We start from the raw sequence: 18,641 nt of genomic DNA, 5'->3' as shown, positions 1-18,641 counted from the left end.
TGGTATCTTTTAGGCCATGGGCCTACAAAATACATACAAATTGAGTTGTTTTCATGTTTGATCAAGTTATTTTTTATGTGCAAGGAGCCATGAATTATAAGTCTGACATTCCTGTTTTTCTTCTATTCGGGGCAGTTATCATTTACGGACTTTCTAAATTTAACTCAAAGATATGGCTCGCTCTTTCAATCTCTGTTATCGCAATCTTCGCTCTCTTCTATCCTTTTTTCTTTGTTGCTCCTTCGTTCTCTAAGGGAATGGCTGGCATGGGGTTGATCGGAAAGGAATGGCTAAAGGATCAGGAAGTCGCCCGAAGTATTGGAATAGGCTTCATGATTGGCATTATATTTTCCATCATGCTGCTGTACCTGATCGGATCTACCATTGTGGAAATGTTGAAGAAAACCAATGGAGTTTATGTATTGGCGACGAAAAAAGAGCCTAAAGCCAAAGATTACATGAAAGTGTCGCCAAATGAGATATCTGAGTATGCTAATGCCGATATTGCTTTTCTGGAAGCAAAGCTTTCTTCAACCGATATTACCTATATCAAAAACAGCATTAACAATGAGGCTCAAATCAAAACATCCATGGCCTGGGTATGCAAAGGTCTTCCGGTTAGCATCGCGGTGAGAAAGACAAAATTCGATTGCGGAGATCATGCAGCTATTTCCCCATTTCACTCGATCGCATAAACTGTGTGCAATTAAAAAAACGTGACTGCTGAAAATGAAGCAGTCACGTTTTTTGATTTAATCACTCGATAAAACTTTTTCAAATAGTTTCGTGTTTTCCGTCTTCAACATTTACGCTCCTGCCTTTTCAATTTCGAATCATCGGTTATTCCAATACCCAATGCGGCAATGGTTGCCATACTGGCTCGTCAACAATCCAGTCTCAACGAAATTTTCTGCTTCTTGTTTTGTCCGGACAGACTCTTCACGTACGATAAACTGAACTGAACGAGATTATAAACAAAATTACCATTACCCTCGTGCCCGAAATCTTCTTTATAATCAACAGATCTGTTGTGAATGACCAAAAGCAGATCCGTGTTGGATCTGCTTTTGGCCATTTATTGAATTATACAATGACATTCTCGCTATGCTAAACGAATTTACTTATTATCTTTCTTTATATTTAAGAATGCGTTTGCCAAAGCCTCTACATCGGGGGTACCTAAACCTGTAGCTTGATTGTAAATAGTGCCGGCTGTGCCGGTATAGAACCCGTTATCATTAGAAGTGCCGGTTGTATTAAGCGGATGCAGCGGGGAATTAGGCCCTTGTGCAAAACTATAGATTTGTGGGTTCCAGAAACCGACTCGAGTGTTGCCCAAGCCATTAATAAGTGCTGACAAACCATTCAGTTGAGGTGATACGAAGCTAGTGCCTCCATAAACGGCATACCCTAGATTGGTACCCGGCGTTCCTGGATTACTGAATAATACTTTATAGCCTGTATAAGGATCCGCGTTCATGGATATATCAGGCATATTTCGGCCAGTTCCAGTTCCAGTTAAGATCGTTGGGGATGCATCACGAGTGAGAGAAGAACCGTCAGAATTAGTTGTCCATTGCTTTGTGGAGGTATAGGTGTTTACACCAGAAACTCCTTGCTGATACCACGGCGTTGCAAACATTTTGCTGAAGCCTCCGCCTCCGCCTACAAGGTAGCGATCACCCCAGCCTATCGGATTATTTAAGCCGCGAACATCGAAATAGCCGTAGAGATAATCCCAGCCCCAAGCCCGCTCTTGATCGTTATGAACATCATAATTGTATTTGTTCGAGTGGAAATGGAATGGTAGCGTTGTGCCGCCAGCAGCTGTAATATACGCGCTGTCTGCAGGATTATCGACGGACAGTGAGGCTACTCCCGGAATTCCCGATCCCAACCCGAATTCACGAACAGCATCATAGGCACCTTCGTCACCTGATGCTGCAAACATAGAGATGCCCTGAGCAGCGGCTTCCATGAATAGCTGATTAAAGGCTTGAGCATATTCAGGAGTTTCCAATTGCAACTGAACAAACAGATTAATTGCTGGTTCGCTTTCACCCCAGCTTACAGATACCTGCTGTGCGATATTTTCACTGATGGCCGTTGAAAACGTATCAAGAAATCCAGTATCAGAGTTAGGACCCACATAGACACGGATATCGGCCTGCGGTGCGAGAGCACCGGACTGCTCAACATCGAGTGTCGTTTCGTCATATCCGTTCCACCCGGAACCGCCATCCACATTCACCTTGGTAATGCGATTCGGTTTAACCGTGATATGTTGATCATTCCAAAATGCGTATGCATCATCTACATTAAAGTCAGCCAAAGTCACGATGCCAATGGTCTGTCCCGCACCGGTTGCGCCTTTGTCATACAAAGGTTTAACATTATATTTACTGATTAAATCGCTAGGAGACAAGGCCAAGGGACCTGTAGGTGTGCTTTCATCCAAAGCAGCCGGTTGTTTAACAGCTCGAGAAGAAAGATTGGAGTAATTGCTTAGCCCAAGAATACAAAGGATGTTATCCGCCACAAGAGACGGTACTTTGGGTTCAGTTTTCGTTCCGTGATAGTCTTTGCCTTTATAGTTGGCGTATTGAATGACGACGTTAAATGCCTGATTGAATTGTCCGGCCGTACCGTTTGCAGTAATCACTAAATTGTTCGCATGAACCGAGGTCTTAATTCCGAAGTGTGCTAGGTACTCCGTAACCGCTTTTAGTTTGAATGGCTCCGGAGCAAAGAGTTTTTTAAACTGATCCACACCTAGGTACTCTCTGAAATTTTCACTTCCTGGGGTTGTGATGTACTTTATGTACTGAGCGAGTTTACCCTGATCTTGAATCTTCATTACAATGTCCACCGTTTCTGGTGTATCGGCCGGAACGCCTCCAAAATAGTCTGAATTTTGTAGAATTGTCGAACCTACTCCTTGTGGTACGGATTTCTCAGGCGAGTCAGCAAATGCGGTTGGAATGCTTCCAAGAAGCAGTGTACTTGCTGCAGCCAAAATTAAAATTATTTTTCTCATTTTCTGTTAACACATCCTTTCATTTGCAGTTTCTTTCAAACCTATTATATCACCCCCAAATCGATTCTCTCTATCGCTAAAAATGATAGGTTTTGTCAGATTTATGAGACCATAGTATTGTTTTTTTTCCAACAAAGAATAGGCCCCTTTAATAATATTGATCACTGGCAACTTCACCACAAAGGAATCTACATCCTTTGGACACATCCACTCCTACACTAGATAACAACCTCTAATTGATATTTCACCGACACTCCCACGATGGTTCCAAACCTAAAGCTTCGCTTGTGATGCGAGGTCATTGCTGTACCAACTCAAACATGGTCATTGGGGATAGTGGAAGAACTGTTTCTTTTACGGAATCCTTGCCCCTAAAACCGCCACGCTCTCCAGGCTACTGCTTTAAAACGTCAAAAAAAAGGCTATCCAGAAAAATGGATAGCGTGATAATACGAAAAACCGCCCTTAATTTGGCGGTTAATTCAGAGAGTCGTTTCCCGTTTAGTTCAATTTTTTGTAAGTTCCATTTTTAGCTATCGTTTCCGTCAGCATAATAAGTTACGTTAAACCACAAAATCCAATCCCTAGCACAGACCAAGCCCAACCCATAACGGAATGGGTAAGCCAATAGAACAACGTTTTTCAAAGCTAGGTTTAGTATGTTAATCGCCGCATTTACGTCCCGATCTGCAACATATCCGCAAGAACATTGATGCGTTCGTTCGGATAGTGTTTTTTTGACGATTTCACCACAGTACTTCTCTAAAAACAAACTTTTTAGCCTTGTATCAATTGGTTCTTTGAGTACCTTTTTTCGATATAATGTAGTTAATCTAACATGTTTTAAAGAGAGAATTTAAGAATTTGCTCTTAACATCCCTAAAGGGATACAGAGCAAAGTGCCTTATATCCCCATGGCTAAAGCAAGGGGTTTTACGGCGAATTTGATAAATGAACAAATTCGTATCTATCGCTATATTTTTTATACCGGTAAGCAGTGTTGATTTTACCAACTTTCTCTCTCCTTTTTGACATAGTCATCCGCTCGTTCATTTTCCCACAGATTTTTACCAAGCCCCCATAACTTGTCGGAGAAGGATTTTGGTTTTGGCATAACTATGATTTCAGATCTTACATCGTCATACTGCCAAATCAACTTGTCACCAATATTCAATTTTGCTTTACTTCGAATTTCTTCCGGAATAGTTATCTGATACTTCGAGCGAATTTCGCTTTCTGTTTTTATAATATGATCCATCTCATTCATTCCTTTCTTTTTATCTCACTAAGAAAACTTTATCATTACTTACTTACAATTATATAATCCAACAGGGATAATTTGAAGCGAAATAGAAAAAGCCAAAAGTATAAGTTCTTTATTTTAACATATCTGATACATGATTCAATAATTGCCACCAAACAAAGGAGAGCATCATAATTCTGCTCTCCTTTGAAGCGGTACTCCTACCTCACATGTTAAATGTAATCTGTTCTGCTGTAATGTCGTTATTAAAGATAGCATCAAACAACGATACTTTATGTTCAGGCGTAATTTCCGCCTTCACCTCGGGTACTGGAAGCAATTGGTCAAAATACCGTTTAACTGTCTCCAAGTACGCATCTTCCATAGGGTAAACCGGTGATTCATAGGTCTCCTGCAAGAACGAAGATCGAATACCCTTCACCACAAACAAATACATTTCGTAACTTCTTGCAAACACTTCTGTATTTCGGAGATAGTAACTAGCATTATATTTTGTTTTTCCGAACCACTGTGCTAAAAAATGATCACCAGGAACCAATTGACTAACATTCCGCCTAACCATTTCCACATATGCTTCATAGACAGGGAGGAAATCAAAAGATTCACTAAGTAACCTACCATCTAGCCTGAACGTGTAATCATTCATATGACCAATTTCATGAAAAAAAGAGTCCGGTCCGTCCAGGTCGATAACCAAAGCTTTAAAAGCGGAAAAGTAAACGCCTAATGCTCGATAATTCCCCAGTTTACGAATTCGAAACGAGTGGTCTTTCATAACCGGCAGAAAAGTCAACTTCCGCATTTCCCCCAGCTCTTTTTCAAGTAAGGAGAATTTCTCCACTTCAACGTCATTGTCCAGTTCAACAGTGGCAAACATCGATAAAAACTCGTTGTCTTGCATACGCTGCTGAATCTTTTGGGTAATGTTTTTCTTGGTCTGCCAAGCACGGCTATACTCGTTTGCTGAATTTGACATGTGCTCTGCATCATCGCGTAAGTAGGCCATATCCCGAATAAACATGGGTATCATGATATTCCTAAAATTTATGCACGCATCACCGAAATTCGTCTCTAAATCACCATTTTCCTTCTCTGTTAAGTAAAAGAGGCAAGCTGGGATCTGGCAATCAACTTTCGGGCCTCGAAATTGTTCATACCCAAAATGTTTCATTAGGGATAGCAAATCTTTAGCAAATGATTCATCCTTCGGCATGATCGTGGATTGTTGCCGATGAGATTGTTCAACAATATCCTTTACTATGCGATGCTGCATATACTCCTTGTTGGCTTTCGTATATCGAATAAAGGCATTGTAAGCGTAACATTCGCCAAGCAAGCGCTTAATATCAAAAATGCGATGGTATTCTTTCCCTATATTCCTCCAACGCCCATTATGATACTTTTCAGGTATCTCTCGATGAAGCAAGGAAAATCCTTCAAATAAATTCTGACCCGTATCATATGAAACCTTTATAACATGCGCTTCATTTACTGCTTCCGGATTCGATTTAATAATGGATCCTAATAACCCCAACAAATTGGGGTAATCACCAAAATCATCGATAATTTCAAAGGTTACCTTCTTCGGCCCGAAAGATACTTCTTCGCAATTTGATAGGTTGGCATCAACCGATCTGAATTTCTTAATAACCGATAGAACATACTTTTTCCAGAGTTCATCCCAGGTATCTTCAATATGTGCCGTAAATTTAATATCGGTAAGTAAACTGTGAATGCCTTTTTCCTCAAACCTATCTTTCAAATACTGGTCCTTACGCAAGTTTTCTACGCGGTTTGTCATAACTTCATTCCTCCTTAGATAATAGAAAAAGCCAAGAGAATGCTCGCATTTTTATGCGAAAGTACTCTTGGCTATGGTGCTACAAGATGTCAAGACAGTTTTTTAGATTAGTTTAAGGTGTGAAATGCTTCACAATGTCGTTATGAAATTCATGATGTAGGATTGTTTTCCACGAGTTCAATTGGAATAAATGATAAATATTCCCATCAAAGCGTTGTCCACATGTGGAGGACAAAGCCCAAGCGAAGGCGCGGGAGAAAGGTGTTGGTTTCCTTTATTCTCATTTGGGTCTGAATACGACACTTTGGTTAAACACAGAAACAGGGCTATGGTTTTGCAAAGACTGATGGGGCAAGTAGTGATTGTGAAGATGAATATAGCGTTCTACACCCTGCCTCATCTCTCGCGGGCTCTTGTAGTCATTGAGATACACTTCATTATACTTCAAGCTGCGCCAGAAGCGCTCGATAACGATATTGTCTACAGCTCGTCCTTTGCCATCCATGCTAATACGAACATCTTTCTCTTTCAACAGATCGAGATATTGTGGGCTTGTAAAATGGCTGCCTTGATCACTGTTGATAATGGATGGCCGATGCTTTCCTAAAGCGCGGTTCATCGTTTCTAGCACAAAGCCGATCTCCAGGCTTTGATCCAACTGCCAATCCACAATGTAGCGGGAATACCAGTCCATGATGGCATACAGGTACATCCAGCCACGTTGCATCCGGATATACGTGATGTCAACGCTCCACACCTGGTTAGGCAGTGTGATCTGTAACCCTCTGAGCAAATAGGGATACGTTCGATGCTGGAGATTACGCTTGCTCAGATTGGGACCGGGATAAATGGCCATAATACCCATTTCTCGCATGTAGATCCTTACCGTATTTTTGTGGATCGCATCTCCCTCACGATTCAGGATCGTTGCAATCGTTCGGTAACCCATAAACGGATACTGGGTGTAGATTTCGTCAATCCGGTGCTTGAGGCGAACTTCCTCCAGGGATGGAGGGACCGACTTGTAGTACAAACCGGAGCGATTGAGGCCTAGCAGCTCCGCCTGTACGGCAATCGCATGTTCGGGGTGTTCCCAGTCCAAGAGCTCCACACGCTCCTCACGAGTAAGGTTAGAGGCCAGATTTTTTTTTGAGCCACGACAATTGAGTTGTCAGCTTTCCAACTTCGGCGTAGAGTTCATCGATCTTCTGTTCGTAGTCATTTTTCATTTTCGTGATGCCTTTCCGATCGTCGACGAACAATTGCGAGAGGTTCTGGATCGCCTCCGTTTTCCATCGGTTGAGGACATTCGTATGAATGCCGTGTTCGGTTGCTAGCTGTGAAGCCGATTTTTCTTCCTTCAGAATTTCCAGTACGATTCGTGCTTTTTCTTCAGGGGTGAACTTTCTTCTAGGACCCGTCATACAACTAAGAAACTCCTTTTTTGCTGTCTAGTTTATATGTAGCATTATAGGCTTTTATTTACCGACATATGGATTAAAAACAAATATAAACCCATATGATGGCATACCTTAATTATTTAGTGTAGTAAAAGAAAGGCCACTCTCATCCTTTTGGATGCAGTGGCCTTGTTCTAATTAATTCTTCTGTCGCTGTTAACATAAAACCTATCAGCAATTTCCTTCATTTCCGCGATGAATGATTCTGACCAATTAGCAGGGAGTTTATCGACACGGTGGTAACTAATCATATCACCAGTGCTTCGTCTCATCTTAATGATAAAGAACGGGCCCTTTTGCTTATAATGGCGCAGTCCCAACATGACAGGAGATTCATTAAATAAAATAAATATCACTTGGAATCACAACCTTTACCCTTTATAGAGCAGGTTGTCATGGGCAATTTTATTGTACCACAACACCCTAACCTACGCGAGAGATTCTAGATAGCCGCTGTAAATTTCTTTGGAAAAAATCGTATAGCTTTGCTTCCGCTTCTTGCTCAATCAGTACAAACTTCAACCTGACGTCTACAATTTTACGGAATTGATCTAACTCTTTCTTCTTTAAGAAACCCATGGCCATATACTCGTCTAGTTGCAGCATATCAACCTTCCCATATTTCACAAGAAATTGATCACCCAGCTCTCGGTAGATGCTTTCTACATCATAGGACGGCTTTCCCTCGAGCAACGATACAGAACCAAAATTACAGGAGAGTTTGCGCTCTTTCTTTAAAAGTCGGCTTCTCATCATCTCCTCTTTAGCTGCATCGTACCCTTTAACTAACGTGTCTAGGAATTTCCTTTCCTCTCTCCATAACTTAACAAGACGGTCCGGATCTTCCTCACTCAAAAAGGAATAATCTTGTTCAGCAACCCTTCCTGCTAAATTCGGGGAGAATCTTACATACGGTTTTCCCGGAATGATATACGGGTTAGCCTGGTCTAGATCCTCTGGAGAGTCTTTTAAACTAATTGAGTCTATTGAAGCGGCGAGAGGTAATAAGCCAATATGCTGTGGCTTCCTTCGCTCGCATCGATATCAGACTCCTATCAGTCCCTTTTGATTAAGGGACAGTTAATCTAATTTCATTACGTACTTTTAGGGAATAATTAATTATTCTAAAAAGGCAAATCATCGTCAGAAATATCTATCGGTTTTCCGTCATCAATAAAAGGATCTTGTTGTTCACTCGATCTCCCATTTCCGGAACTTGTACCTGCTTCCGATTCACGGTTGGTAGATCCGCTTGATTCAAGGAACCATTATCGGCAACAACTTCAGTAACATAGACCTTGCGGCCCTCGTTGTTGTCATAATTACGAATCTGAAGGCGGCCTTCAACTGCTGTTAGTCTGCCTTTTCGCAAATAGTTCGCACACGTCTCGGCTAACTGCCTCCACGTAACAATATTGATAAAGTCGGCTTCCCGCTCTTTTGATTGCGAACTGGTGAAAGGACGATCTACAGCAAGTGTAAATTGAGTAACCGCTACTCCTGCCGGAGTGTACCGAAGCTCTGGATCTTTGGTCAACCGCCCGATAAGTATGACACGATTCAACATATAAAATCCTCCTCATAGTTAAGCCCCTGCGATACCTTTGAGATAACGGCTTATGGGGCATTGTTTATGTCATTTTTAGCTTGCCTTTCGGATTTGACGCAGAACATTCTTCCCTTTTGCTTCACGGGTTAAAATGTGGCATCTACTACCTTCGGTCAAGTTCAATTTTTCAACTTCTTCAATCATTTCAGATCCGCATGCGAAAACTTCAGTAGGAATTCCCTTATGCTTAAACACCATTTTGAGATAAGGAGATTCTACGTCACCCAGGGCTTCTAAGTCCGATAATTCAAATACAGCATTATCTGTATTCGGGCTTTTGTTGCCATCAGTTTCACCTGAGGGGGACGCTGTGACTGTTTTCTTTTCATCAGTTTTCGCCTTTTGAGAGGCAGCATCCTGTTTCGCTTTCTCGGTCTTCTTATTAATTGCATCCTGAAGAACGTAGTCCATTTGTGAGAATGGCATGCCTTTTTCCTGCATCTTCTTAAACCATTCATCGAAGCCATCTAAGTTGCCTTGTCCCTTCTTATATTTCTCTTTTAAGGCTGCATTTGGATCAATTACTTTTTCCTTCTCAGCTGTCTTGGAAAGTGATTCTGGATTTGAGGTAGTTTTGTTGCCTCCACCCTTTCCTTCGTTATCCTTTAAAGATGCAAGATCAGATTCAAAAACTCCGCTCCACCCTTTCTCCTCATAATAAACTTTGTAATCATCAGGAAGGATGCAAACTCCATTTGGAAATCTTGCCGAATGAAGATTGAACTTTTGAAGGAGTGGAAAGTACCTATTGTCACCTTTTGCTTTAACCACTCGGATTCTACCCTGGTAGACATCGGAGGCGACTCCTAGAAGGGAAGCACACTTTTTTAACGCATCAGACATTGCTTTCTTTTTGGCATCCATTACTGCCTGTGATGTGGGTGTCTTCGCGTCTTTTTCAATAACCATAGTTGCGTCACCAAATTGCGTTTTTCCGATCCATTCTCCTTTTTCATCTCTAATGGAAATCATAGCAAGAATTGAGACGGAGAATAATTTCATGTCCACTTGATTCTCGATTGTTTCCAACCTCCAACCCATTGGAGTGAATACTTCGTTCAACCTATCGGATGTAGATTGAGGATTCACTGAGGCATAACCTTGATAATTAGCGGCGTATGCATCAAAAGGGAATGGTGCATTTAGCTGATCAAATAAGCTTACTTGGGTCATCTGCTTCTCCTCCTGCACATCGATTTTAAATGCCTCTATAAAATAAAAAGTCGAAGTAAGCAAAGAGAGTAATCTCCTTGATACTTCGACTTGAAAGCGCCAAACGCAAAAAAACCTATGACGCAGTATCCTCTTTTTGAATAGGCAGATCTATCCAAAAAATTCATACCACCCATAGGGTTTTTATCTTCGTAGTCAAGCTCAAAATAGAGCAAAAGTAAGTAACTGCATAAATCATATCATATACTAGTAAGTGTTGCTATCCCCTATTAAAAATCTTCGCTTTATGATCGCTATAGAGCTACTCCAACATGACGTAATCTTCCGTGTTGCGCGGGTCCGTCAGATCTAGCTCGGACTGCTCGACCGGATCTTCCTCACAGAAGTCGCAGAGCCAGTACAGATGGCCTCCGGACAAGCCGTCGTGAAGATCCGTGACTTGATACCACACATGAACTTCGCCATTTTCTTCAGATTTTGCGCAACGGGGTGTCAGCCATGACGACAGCCGGTTGTGGTGCAAGAATTAAAAAAGATAGCAATTACCTAATAAATTGTAATTAGCTATGCCACAATACCAAATATTTTATTGAGCCATTCAACAGCAGAGAGGACAGACGAATTATTTTCGGCCTGCCCTTTCCTAATCATATGCATAGCCTCGATTCCCTTTAACGTCTGTTCTGCAGTTAGAAATGATTTAAAACCAAGCATCGGTTTTGTGATTTTTTTTATGAATCGATGATCTTGCTCCACAATGTTGTTTAGATACTTTGTCTGTCTAATCAAGGTTTCTTTTGGCAAGGCTTTTTCATGTATTAATTCTTGTATGGCTGGTGGATATGCTGGGTTTTTATCCAAAGTGATCACACGAGGTAATTGATGATGTGGAGAGGACAAAGCTTTTGTAAAGAAACGCTTAGCTGCCGGCATATCACGATATTCAGATAACATGAAATCAATCGTTTTCCCCATCGAATCAACTGCCCGATATAAATACTTCCATTGACCTTTGACTTTGATGTAGGTTTCGTCCGTTCGCCACGAATCGTTTGAGGGTTTCAAATAGTTGCGGATTCGTTTATCTATTTCGGGTCCAAACTCATGGACCCATCTCATGATCGTTGTATGGGATAACTTTAAACCCCGCTCGCTCATCATTTCTACGATGTCTCGATAGCTTAAACTATATTTTAAATACCATCTCACGGTTGAGCTTTGCACCACAACCCGACAGCCCGTTCCCAAAGATACGCTGAATGATGGCGCCGGAACCGGTCGTGGCAACCCGCTGTAGCGGCTATGCGGAATCGTCGTCGCCGATATCGAGATGGGATCGAAGCTAACTTCGTTCCCATCTCGACCGCCTCCCGCTCCAGATCGGCATCATCGTTGACTGACGTGTTGGACACCTGCAATGTAGGCTTCACCCGGCCCTGCTGCTACTGCACGACGTGCCACTCCATTTGTTGTACAGGAATAGGTAATTATCCTGACACTTCACCACAATCAAAGAATGTGTTAGTGGAGCATCGAGTGAGATTACATCGAGTTGCTCCTCTGCGATTCTTACAAATTCTAAAAAGATATTTCCCTTTGCATCTGTCATGATCGCTATTTTCTAATCCCTCATTTTTTCTGTTTATAAAAAAAGGAAACAAAAAAACGCGCTAGACCACCCTTGGTCCTGCGCGTTGTATATCACAGGGGGGAAGCGCGGAAAGCGTTAACCCATCCCCTAATTTAAGGAATGTATTAACGCTTATCGTGATGATTAAATTGTTGTTTTAACATCTGATTAAACATATGTATTTCCCTCATTTCATTAACATTATGGCAATAATACCCACCACTTACATAATAGTCAAGAGTTTAATTGCGTTAAACTGCCCGTTTTACTTCAATGACAAAGCAGAACGCCGCGGCATTCTGCTCAATTTCATTAAGTCCGGCCCTGATTAACTGCTGATTCACGATTCGCTTAATCGTTGACCATGACCATCTTGATCGAGGAACCGCGATCATCGCGCAGTTCCTTCATTGCTTCCGCGAACTGTTCTAGCCCGAACGTATGCGTAACCAGCGCGCCGCCTTCAACCACGCCTGACTTGAGCATCTCGATGCATTTCGGGAAGAAGAGCGCGGGGGTGGCATGAGAAGCCCGCAGTTGCAGTTTCTTGAAATGAAACTCGTTCGCGTCGAACGTAATATTCGCTCCGGAACCGAATTCGATGCCGATAAAGCCAATTACGCCGCCCGTTCGCGTCGCCTTTAAAGCCGACGGGATCGTCGCCGGCGGAGCCGTTACGAGTACGCGGTCCACCCCGCCCCGGTCGAAAGCATAGGTTTCGAGTGGCACCTTGTCCGTGTAGATGATTTCGTCCGCACCGAAGGCAAGGGCAGTCTCGATGCGTTTGACGGAGTGGGAATGGGCCGCCGCATAAATTTTTCGCGCGCCCCGCAGCTTTGCCAGCCTGAGCGCCATGAGGCCGATCGGACCAAGACCAAGCACCAGCACGTCGTCGCCTATGCGGATGTCGACCGTCTCGGTCAGATCGACCGCAACGCCGAGCGGCTCCACAAGCGAAGCGACCGCGAAGGAAAGCCCTTCGAACGGAACGACAACCTCCTTAGGGGCGACGATGAATTCGGCGAACCCCATGGAGAAGTTGCGCCCCCAGAAGCTCGGGCCCCGGTTGCATAGATCGTACCGGCCGTCCCGGCACCATTCGCAAGTCCGGCAAAACGTGCTCGTCTCCAACGTAACCGAACTGTCTTCCTCGACATGCCGGACGCGCGATCCCTTCCGCACGACAATGCCCGAAATTTCATGGCCGATCGGCTCCCAGTCAGCCGCGCCCGTCTTGGCGCTCGTCATGTCCGTTCCACAAATGCCGCATGCTTTCACGCGAATCAATACCTCTTCGTCGCCGATCTCCCCCAGCTCGCCTTCGCGAAGCTCGAAGTTGAAAGGCGCTTTGACATACCATGCTTTCGTTTTCAATCTATTACCTCCCATGAAAATTGCTGAATTCTTCCCAGATAAGCTCCATTATAGAGAATCGACTGGCAACTTCCAATATTCAGAAGTTTATTTCACAGGTTTGTGAGGATTATTCATGGAATGGCTCTGAGGCTAAAAAGGCAGTGTTCGAATACATCGAATTATTCTATAATCGTCGCGAACACATTCGTCTAATAATTGCTTACCGCCATACAAGACTGGTGAGTCTTTGACATTAGACTAACGGTAGTAACCGAGGCTTTATGTGTGTCTACCTTTTTAAGGCAAGGTCAGGAACTTGTTGTGGGCTTTATGTCTTCCTGCTAGTAACTTTACCTGTGCAATTGAGCTGCGCGCCTAGCAGTGCAAAAGGCCACCGAGTAATTTCGGTGGCCTTGTTCATTTAATCTCTCGTTCTCCGTTAAATTGGCTCTTCGGATTTCTGGCGGAAATCTTGTCAGTTATTTTCTTGGAGTGTTTTCAACAATTTGCTTAACGAATAATACTTCCGTTCCCTGCGGTGCGTACATTGTAATGTCGTAGGTGATACCTCCGGGTTTGGTCATCCCCACCTTGACATCTTTGTCTTCCGTGCTGACTTCGGTAATGATCCTTTCTGAATCTATGACGATTTTCTTCTCGCCAATTGTCGCTTTATTTTGCAGCACATCTACTACATCTGAGCTTATCAAATTGGAGCAGTTGACTATTGCGACAGTCACTGGATTGCTTAACCACGATTGATGTCCCTCGTTATACTGTTTGAAAATGGTCTCCGGCAAGGGTTCGGACTTTCCATGTCGGTAGTAAGGAATTTGCATAAGCGGTTTGGTAAGTTGGCTTTCATCCAGTGCATACAGTATTTTTCTATCCGTCTTTGGCGAAGGCACCGTAGTTGGTTTTGCCGCTTCAAATTCCGCATTTAAATCGAAAGGCTGACCTTTTCTGCCATAAAAGATCCATTAAGTTCGTAAAAGAAATAATTATAGGAAAATCTAGACGCAAGTACGATTTCACCCTTTGGGGGAATGGCGAATTGAGCGAAATTTACTAGGAAGGAGGAACCTTTTTTCAGTTTGTCTTGGAGACTTCCTGCAGCACTCATTGGTTCATCTAGAATTAAATGAAGCGTCTGCCCAATGTAATCGTAATCGACTGGGTTATTGACTGGATTTATGTTTTGTTTCACCTTTAGGTCAATAGATTGAACATTACGATCCGAAATTTGGATATCTGTAATTGTACCCAGTACACGCTGGAGTCGGCTCACCTGTTCCCAATCCCTAGGAGGAGAAGAATGATTTGGGGGTGCTTCTCCTGTTTTGGGCAGTTCAAGTTCAGCTACTGGTTCCTGAATGGCAACGGGTTGGGAGCTTTCGGGTGGCGATTGAACTTCCGCTTTTGGTTGCTCCGTACATGCCGATAACATCACGGTTATGAAAATTGCGGTAAATAGATTCACGCTTTTCTTTAAATTATCCTTTTTTCTTGGATTATTCTCGGATAATCTTGAACCAGAACTTCTCCTTCTTTCGAGAACGCTTTTAAGTAGCTTCAATTTGTCCTGTCTCCTTCCAGTATGTTTTAACTACTCAATTTGACGTTCAACGCTCAAATAAGTTCCATCATTTTACAGCTCTTGTATATTCAACTTAAATGTCTGTTAGCTTAGAAGGCTGCCGACCTATTGCAGTCGGCAGCCTTCTTCTGATGTTTATTGAGCTATAGTATCCGGTTAGCTTAACAAAGCTATTGATTGCAAAAATGCTTCTATACGTTGGTTGGTATCATGATAAGGCTTGTTCTCATGTAATCCGTAGTTGAAAAAGCCATGCTCCATACCCTCATACGTTAACGCGGTATTGAATTGTTGGTTAGTCAATCGTTGGTAACCTTTCTTCTTTGAAAAACCTCTTGATTAATATATGAATACCTAAAACTGTATATTTTTTTGTAAAAATAACCATTTATATAGCTTTTAGTGCTATAATAAATTTTGTTGGTTTTTGACCGTTGGTTATTCCCAATTTAGTTTTTAAAATGATCTTGGAGTGTAAGCTTATGGGTAAATGGGATAGTATCCCTTGTTTGAAAGACATTCATATCCAACCAGGCCATACCGTTGACGAGAATGAATCATTGGGCGACTTTATGGATAAGATCAGAACTCAAAAGTCTTCTAATCGTACATATATTGTCATGAGGGACACTAAACCAGTCGGAATTATTCGTAGTATAGATATGTTCCGTTTACTAGGGACTCTGTATGGTGTCGCATTAAACTATAAAAAGCGATTAAACGAAGTTATGTATTCAAATATTCTAACTGTCGATTGGAATATGAAAATCGATGAAGTATCAAGAAAAGCAACTGTAAGAATTTATGAAGACATTTACGATGACATTATAGTCACTCGTGATCAGGATTTCATTGGAGTTATACCAGTTTATGAATTGCTGACCTTTATGACTGAATTTAAGCTTAGGGAAGCTGTTCAACAAAACCCATTGACAGGACTTCCAGGAAATGAACGAATTCATGATTACATAACAATTAAAATTGAACAGAAAGAAGCCATTTCAGTTATTTATACTGATATTGATCATTTTAAGGCATACAATGATGTGTACGGCTTTAAATACGGTGATGATGTTATTAGATGGGTGGGTAGATTACTTACTTCGACTGAGTTTAAAGAACTCTCTTTCGTTGGACATATTGGTGGTGATGATTTTGTCACCTGTCTTCCCACTAGCTCTGCTGAGGACTATTGTGAGCAGGTAATTAAATTGTTTGAAATCGAAAAGCGGAATTATTATTCATTGGAAGATAATTCAAAAAATAATATTGAATCATTAGATAGGGATCATGTAATCAAGAAATTTCCATTAATAAGTTTATCAATGGCGATATTAAATATATCCTCTGAACAAATTACGGACCTTTCTGAGCTGTCTTTAAAAGCCGCTAGAGTTAAAAAACAAGCAAAGCAAATAAATGGTAGCAATTATGTCAACATCTAAGTATCGTTTTTAATAATAGTGATTGCTACATTGACAGGCAAAGTATGCATCAGATTTTAACGAAATTAGAACTGTTGATCGCGTGCCCAATTCTAGGATAAATAAACCAAAGGCGGTAGTTCCCGAGCTAGACATCGACATTTTTTTGATTTACCCAATTTATCAAAAAAGCGGCCCGGGAATGCACAACCCTGCCGCCTTTCTTTCATGTTTTTAAATCCCCCATCTTTTTAATTTTCATTTTCCGGGATGGGTGCACTTACTGCTGCTTCCAATTGTGCTTGATTCATTTTAAATTGCTCAACCACTTCATCCCAAGGTGTCTTCTCAATTAATTTAATAAACACGGCCGTCAGCTCCGTATCAAATTGACTGCCAGCTCCCTCATTAATGCGTCTCAACGTTTCCTCCAGTGAAAGTCCTTTTCGATATGGGCGATCTGATATCATAGCGTCAAAAGCGTCTGTTATAGTTAGTATTTTTGCAATCAACGGTATCTCGTTCTCCTTTAAACCATCTGGATAGCCATTTCCATCGATTCTCTCATGATGAGAACGAATAGCCGGTAACAATTCCGAAAAAATGTTTGCGTCTTTTAAAATCTGGTAACCAATAACCGGATGCAATTTAATTTTTTCATATTCTTCCGCACTCAATGTTCCTTCTTTTCTTAAAATATCATCCTCAATGCCAATCTTCCCAATATCATGAAGAATCCCGCCGAAATAGACATTATCGATCTCCATCTTTGTTAATTTTAGCTCGGTTGCAATTCGTTTACCCCAATAGGCTACCCGCCAGGAATGTCCACTTGTGTATGGATCTCTTGCATCAATTACTGAAGCCATAGCGGTAATAAGAGACATATTTAATTGTTTCTCTTGTTCAACCTTATACTCCAATTTTAACAAGGAAGCATGATATTGTTTGAAAACTCGACTAATTAGAGCAAAGACAAACAACATTGGGATTAACCCGTATAGTGCAAGAGATTCATAAAGCCTGACACTGATTAGACCTAATGCTAATACCAAGAAATAAATCATAGGGCCGGTTTTCATCATGTTGACGAAAATACTTTTAAATGACTTGTTGTAGATCACACTCAGCACTGTTGCACACATGGTTATATTCGATATCCAATATATTCCAATAAGGAGCAAATCAGAAAACTCAGATCGGATTGGGACAGTCTTCAAGTAAGCAGCCACAACAGCGACAATAGTAATAAACACAAATTTTTGCCCAGCATTATTTAAGGCAGTCGCAAGTTTGCTAGAATATAAGAATGCAATAAGTATGACTTCAATTAATGATGACCATATAGCTACAGGCTGGCCATATAATAAAATTGCTGAAAAATTAACTGCCGATGTCAGTGTCAAAACAAAATTTTTTGAAAAAATTGAAATAAATGACGCTACAATACTCAACAATGAATAAACGACCAAAATGGGCCATAATGATCTTTGTTCATAATAGGGAATACAAGTTGCGACAATAATAACTGCCAGGCAAGGGAATGTCATTAGTACGACTTTTCTCAAAAGTTCCTTAAGATTGTTTGTCAGTAACATTCAATTTCCCCTCGTGTAGTCCTTTTAGTGATATGGGTTTATTCATCATCCGCTGAATTAGCAAAAAGACGCCAAACGCAACAAAAATATCTCCAATACTTATAACCCTCGGAACCGGGTACGGTACATAGATGATATCCGATAGAAACGACAAACGGGTAGTATTATCTATAATCGCATGCTTCCAGTCATCTCCATTTAAAAGAGCAGTCACATCAAAAGGAGTTTTCTTCGCTTGCTCGAGATCAATCGGCATCCTGCCAAGATTAACCCAAATCGTGATTGCATTTAACATCCAGCCAATCATGATTACGCGTACATCTTCCCACATCCTATTTTTGTACAAAAAGACGATAGCCGATAAATAAGCAACCGACACAATCACTTTGCCTATCCCGTGAGGTAAAAAGATGGAACACACCTGCAGAATGACGCTGATCAGCAAAAATACTAATTTATGAAATTTAGGGATTTCCTTTATTCTGCCTCCGCGTAAAAACGCGACGACAAAAGACAAAATAATGATATCGAGCAGCATCTCTTTCCCCCTTAAAATTTGAAGGAACACTACTAATAAAAACTTAGTAGTGTTCCTTCCGTCGAGGCTACTTACACAACATTAAAATCTGCTGCAGTTGCTACTACGATAGCAACCACGATAAGAAATGCAATAAAAAGCGATTTCAATTTCA

15 protein-coding genes and 1 pseudogene are annotated in these 18,641 nt (G+C 41.5%); 2 read left to right on the top strand and 14 right to left on the bottom strand.

The window, feature by feature from the left end; translation table 11 throughout:
- Positions 1-53 precede the first annotated feature (53 nt).
- Positions 54-695, top strand: a complete 642-nt coding sequence (locus tag BLV33_RS28150; RefSeq protein ID WP_090799682.1) for a hypothetical protein — start codon at positions 54-56, stop codon at positions 693-695.
- Between the two features lie 422 nt (positions 696-1,117).
- Here the strand turns inward: BLV33_RS28150 and BLV33_RS28145 are convergent, their stop codons facing one another.
- From BLV33_RS28145 to BLV33_RS28075, 12 genes and pseudogenes are all read right to left on the bottom strand, one after another.
- Positions 1,118-3,037, bottom strand: a complete 1,920-nt coding sequence (locus BLV33_RS28145; protein ID WP_090799680.1) for a S53 family peptidase — start codon at positions 3,035-3,037, stop codon at positions 1,118-1,120.
- 529 nt (positions 3,038-3,566) lie between these two features.
- Positions 3,567-3,809: a transposase gene (locus tag BLV33_RS30350; RefSeq protein ID WP_253187296.1), complete on the bottom strand. Its 243-nt coding sequence runs from the start codon at positions 3,807-3,809 to the stop codon at positions 3,567-3,569.
- 234 nt (positions 3,810-4,043) lie between these two features.
- On the bottom strand, positions 4,044-4,295 hold the full coding sequence (locus tag BLV33_RS28125; protein WP_171909415.1) for an AbrB/MazE/SpoVT family DNA-binding domain-containing protein: 252 nt from the start codon (positions 4,293-4,295) through the stop codon (positions 4,044-4,046).
- Between the two features lie 211 nt (positions 4,296-4,506).
- Positions 4,507-6,102: a hypothetical protein gene (locus BLV33_RS28120; RefSeq protein ID WP_090799674.1), complete on the bottom strand. Its 1,596-nt coding sequence runs from the start codon at positions 6,100-6,102 to the stop codon at positions 4,507-4,509.
- Between the two features lie 280 nt (positions 6,103-6,382).
- Positions 6,383-7,526, bottom strand: a protein-coding gene (locus tag BLV33_RS28115; protein WP_216234889.1) for an IS3 family transposase whose coding sequence is annotated in 2 segments (ribosomal slippage) — positions 6,383-7,253 and positions 7,252-7,526 — 1,146 coding nt in all. Because the reading frame shifts where the segments join, the coding sequence is not laid out codon by codon here.
- A 459-nt stretch (positions 7,527-7,985) separates the two neighbouring features.
- The gene (locus BLV33_RS28105) at positions 7,986-8,417 is read right to left on the bottom strand and encodes a hypothetical protein (protein ID WP_090799670.1); all 432 of its coding nucleotides are present in this window, start codon (positions 8,415-8,417) and stop codon (positions 7,986-7,988) included.
- Between the two features lie 269 nt (positions 8,418-8,686).
- A pseudogene (gene ssb, locus BLV33_RS28100) lies at positions 8,687-9,129 on the bottom strand (single-stranded DNA-binding protein).
- 75 nt (positions 9,130-9,204) lie between these two features.
- Positions 9,205-10,407, bottom strand: a complete 1,203-nt coding sequence (locus BLV33_RS28095) for a Rad52/Rad22 family DNA repair protein (RefSeq protein WP_090799668.1) — start codon at positions 10,405-10,407, stop codon at positions 9,205-9,207.
- Positions 10,408-10,908: 501 nt separating this feature from the next.
- On the bottom strand, positions 10,909-11,592 hold the full coding sequence (locus BLV33_RS28090) for an IS6 family transposase (RefSeq protein ID WP_090799841.1): 684 nt from the start codon (positions 11,590-11,592) through the stop codon (positions 10,909-10,911).
- A 733-nt stretch (positions 11,593-12,325) separates the two neighbouring features.
- Positions 12,326-13,348, bottom strand: a complete 1,023-nt coding sequence (locus tag BLV33_RS28085) for a zinc-dependent alcohol dehydrogenase (RefSeq protein ID WP_216234887.1) — start codon at positions 13,346-13,348, stop codon at positions 12,326-12,328.
- 461 nt (positions 13,349-13,809) lie between these two features.
- A complete protein-coding gene (locus BLV33_RS28080; protein WP_090799665.1) occupies positions 13,810-14,238 on the bottom strand; it encodes a hypothetical protein in 429 nt (142 codons plus the stop codon).
- A 32-nt stretch (positions 14,239-14,270) separates the two neighbouring features.
- Positions 14,271-14,906, bottom strand: a complete 636-nt coding sequence (locus tag BLV33_RS28075; protein ID WP_090799663.1) for a hypothetical protein — start codon at positions 14,904-14,906, stop codon at positions 14,271-14,273.
- A 503-nt stretch (positions 14,907-15,409) separates the two neighbouring features.
- On the opposite strand from BLV33_RS28075, the gene BLV33_RS28070 reads away from it, so the two are divergent.
- Positions 15,410-16,372, top strand: a complete 963-nt coding sequence (locus BLV33_RS28070) for a GGDEF domain-containing protein (RefSeq protein WP_171909414.1) — start codon at positions 15,410-15,412, stop codon at positions 16,370-16,372.
- A gap of 230 nt (positions 16,373-16,602) precedes the next feature.
- On the opposite strand, the gene BLV33_RS28065 is transcribed toward BLV33_RS28070, so the two are convergent.
- A complete protein-coding gene (locus tag BLV33_RS28065; protein ID WP_090799660.1) occupies positions 16,603-17,949 on the bottom strand; it encodes an HD-GYP domain-containing protein in 1,347 nt (448 codons plus the stop codon).
- On the bottom strand, positions 17,927-18,487 hold the full coding sequence (locus BLV33_RS28060; RefSeq protein WP_090799659.1) for a DUF5317 domain-containing protein: 561 nt from the start codon (positions 18,485-18,487) through the stop codon (positions 17,927-17,929). The genes BLV33_RS28065 and BLV33_RS28060 overlap by 23 nt, the downstream gene beginning before the upstream one ends.
- Positions 18,488-18,641 lie beyond the last annotated feature (154 nt).

Origin of the sequence: Paenibacillus sp. GP183 (genome assembly GCF_900104695.1) — a bacterium.
Classification (GTDB): domain Bacteria; phylum Bacillota; class Bacilli; order Paenibacillales; family NBRC-103111; genus Paenibacillus_AI.
Note: the sequence above shows the minus strand (reverse complement) of the source record. Positions and strands in the feature narration are given on the sequence as shown.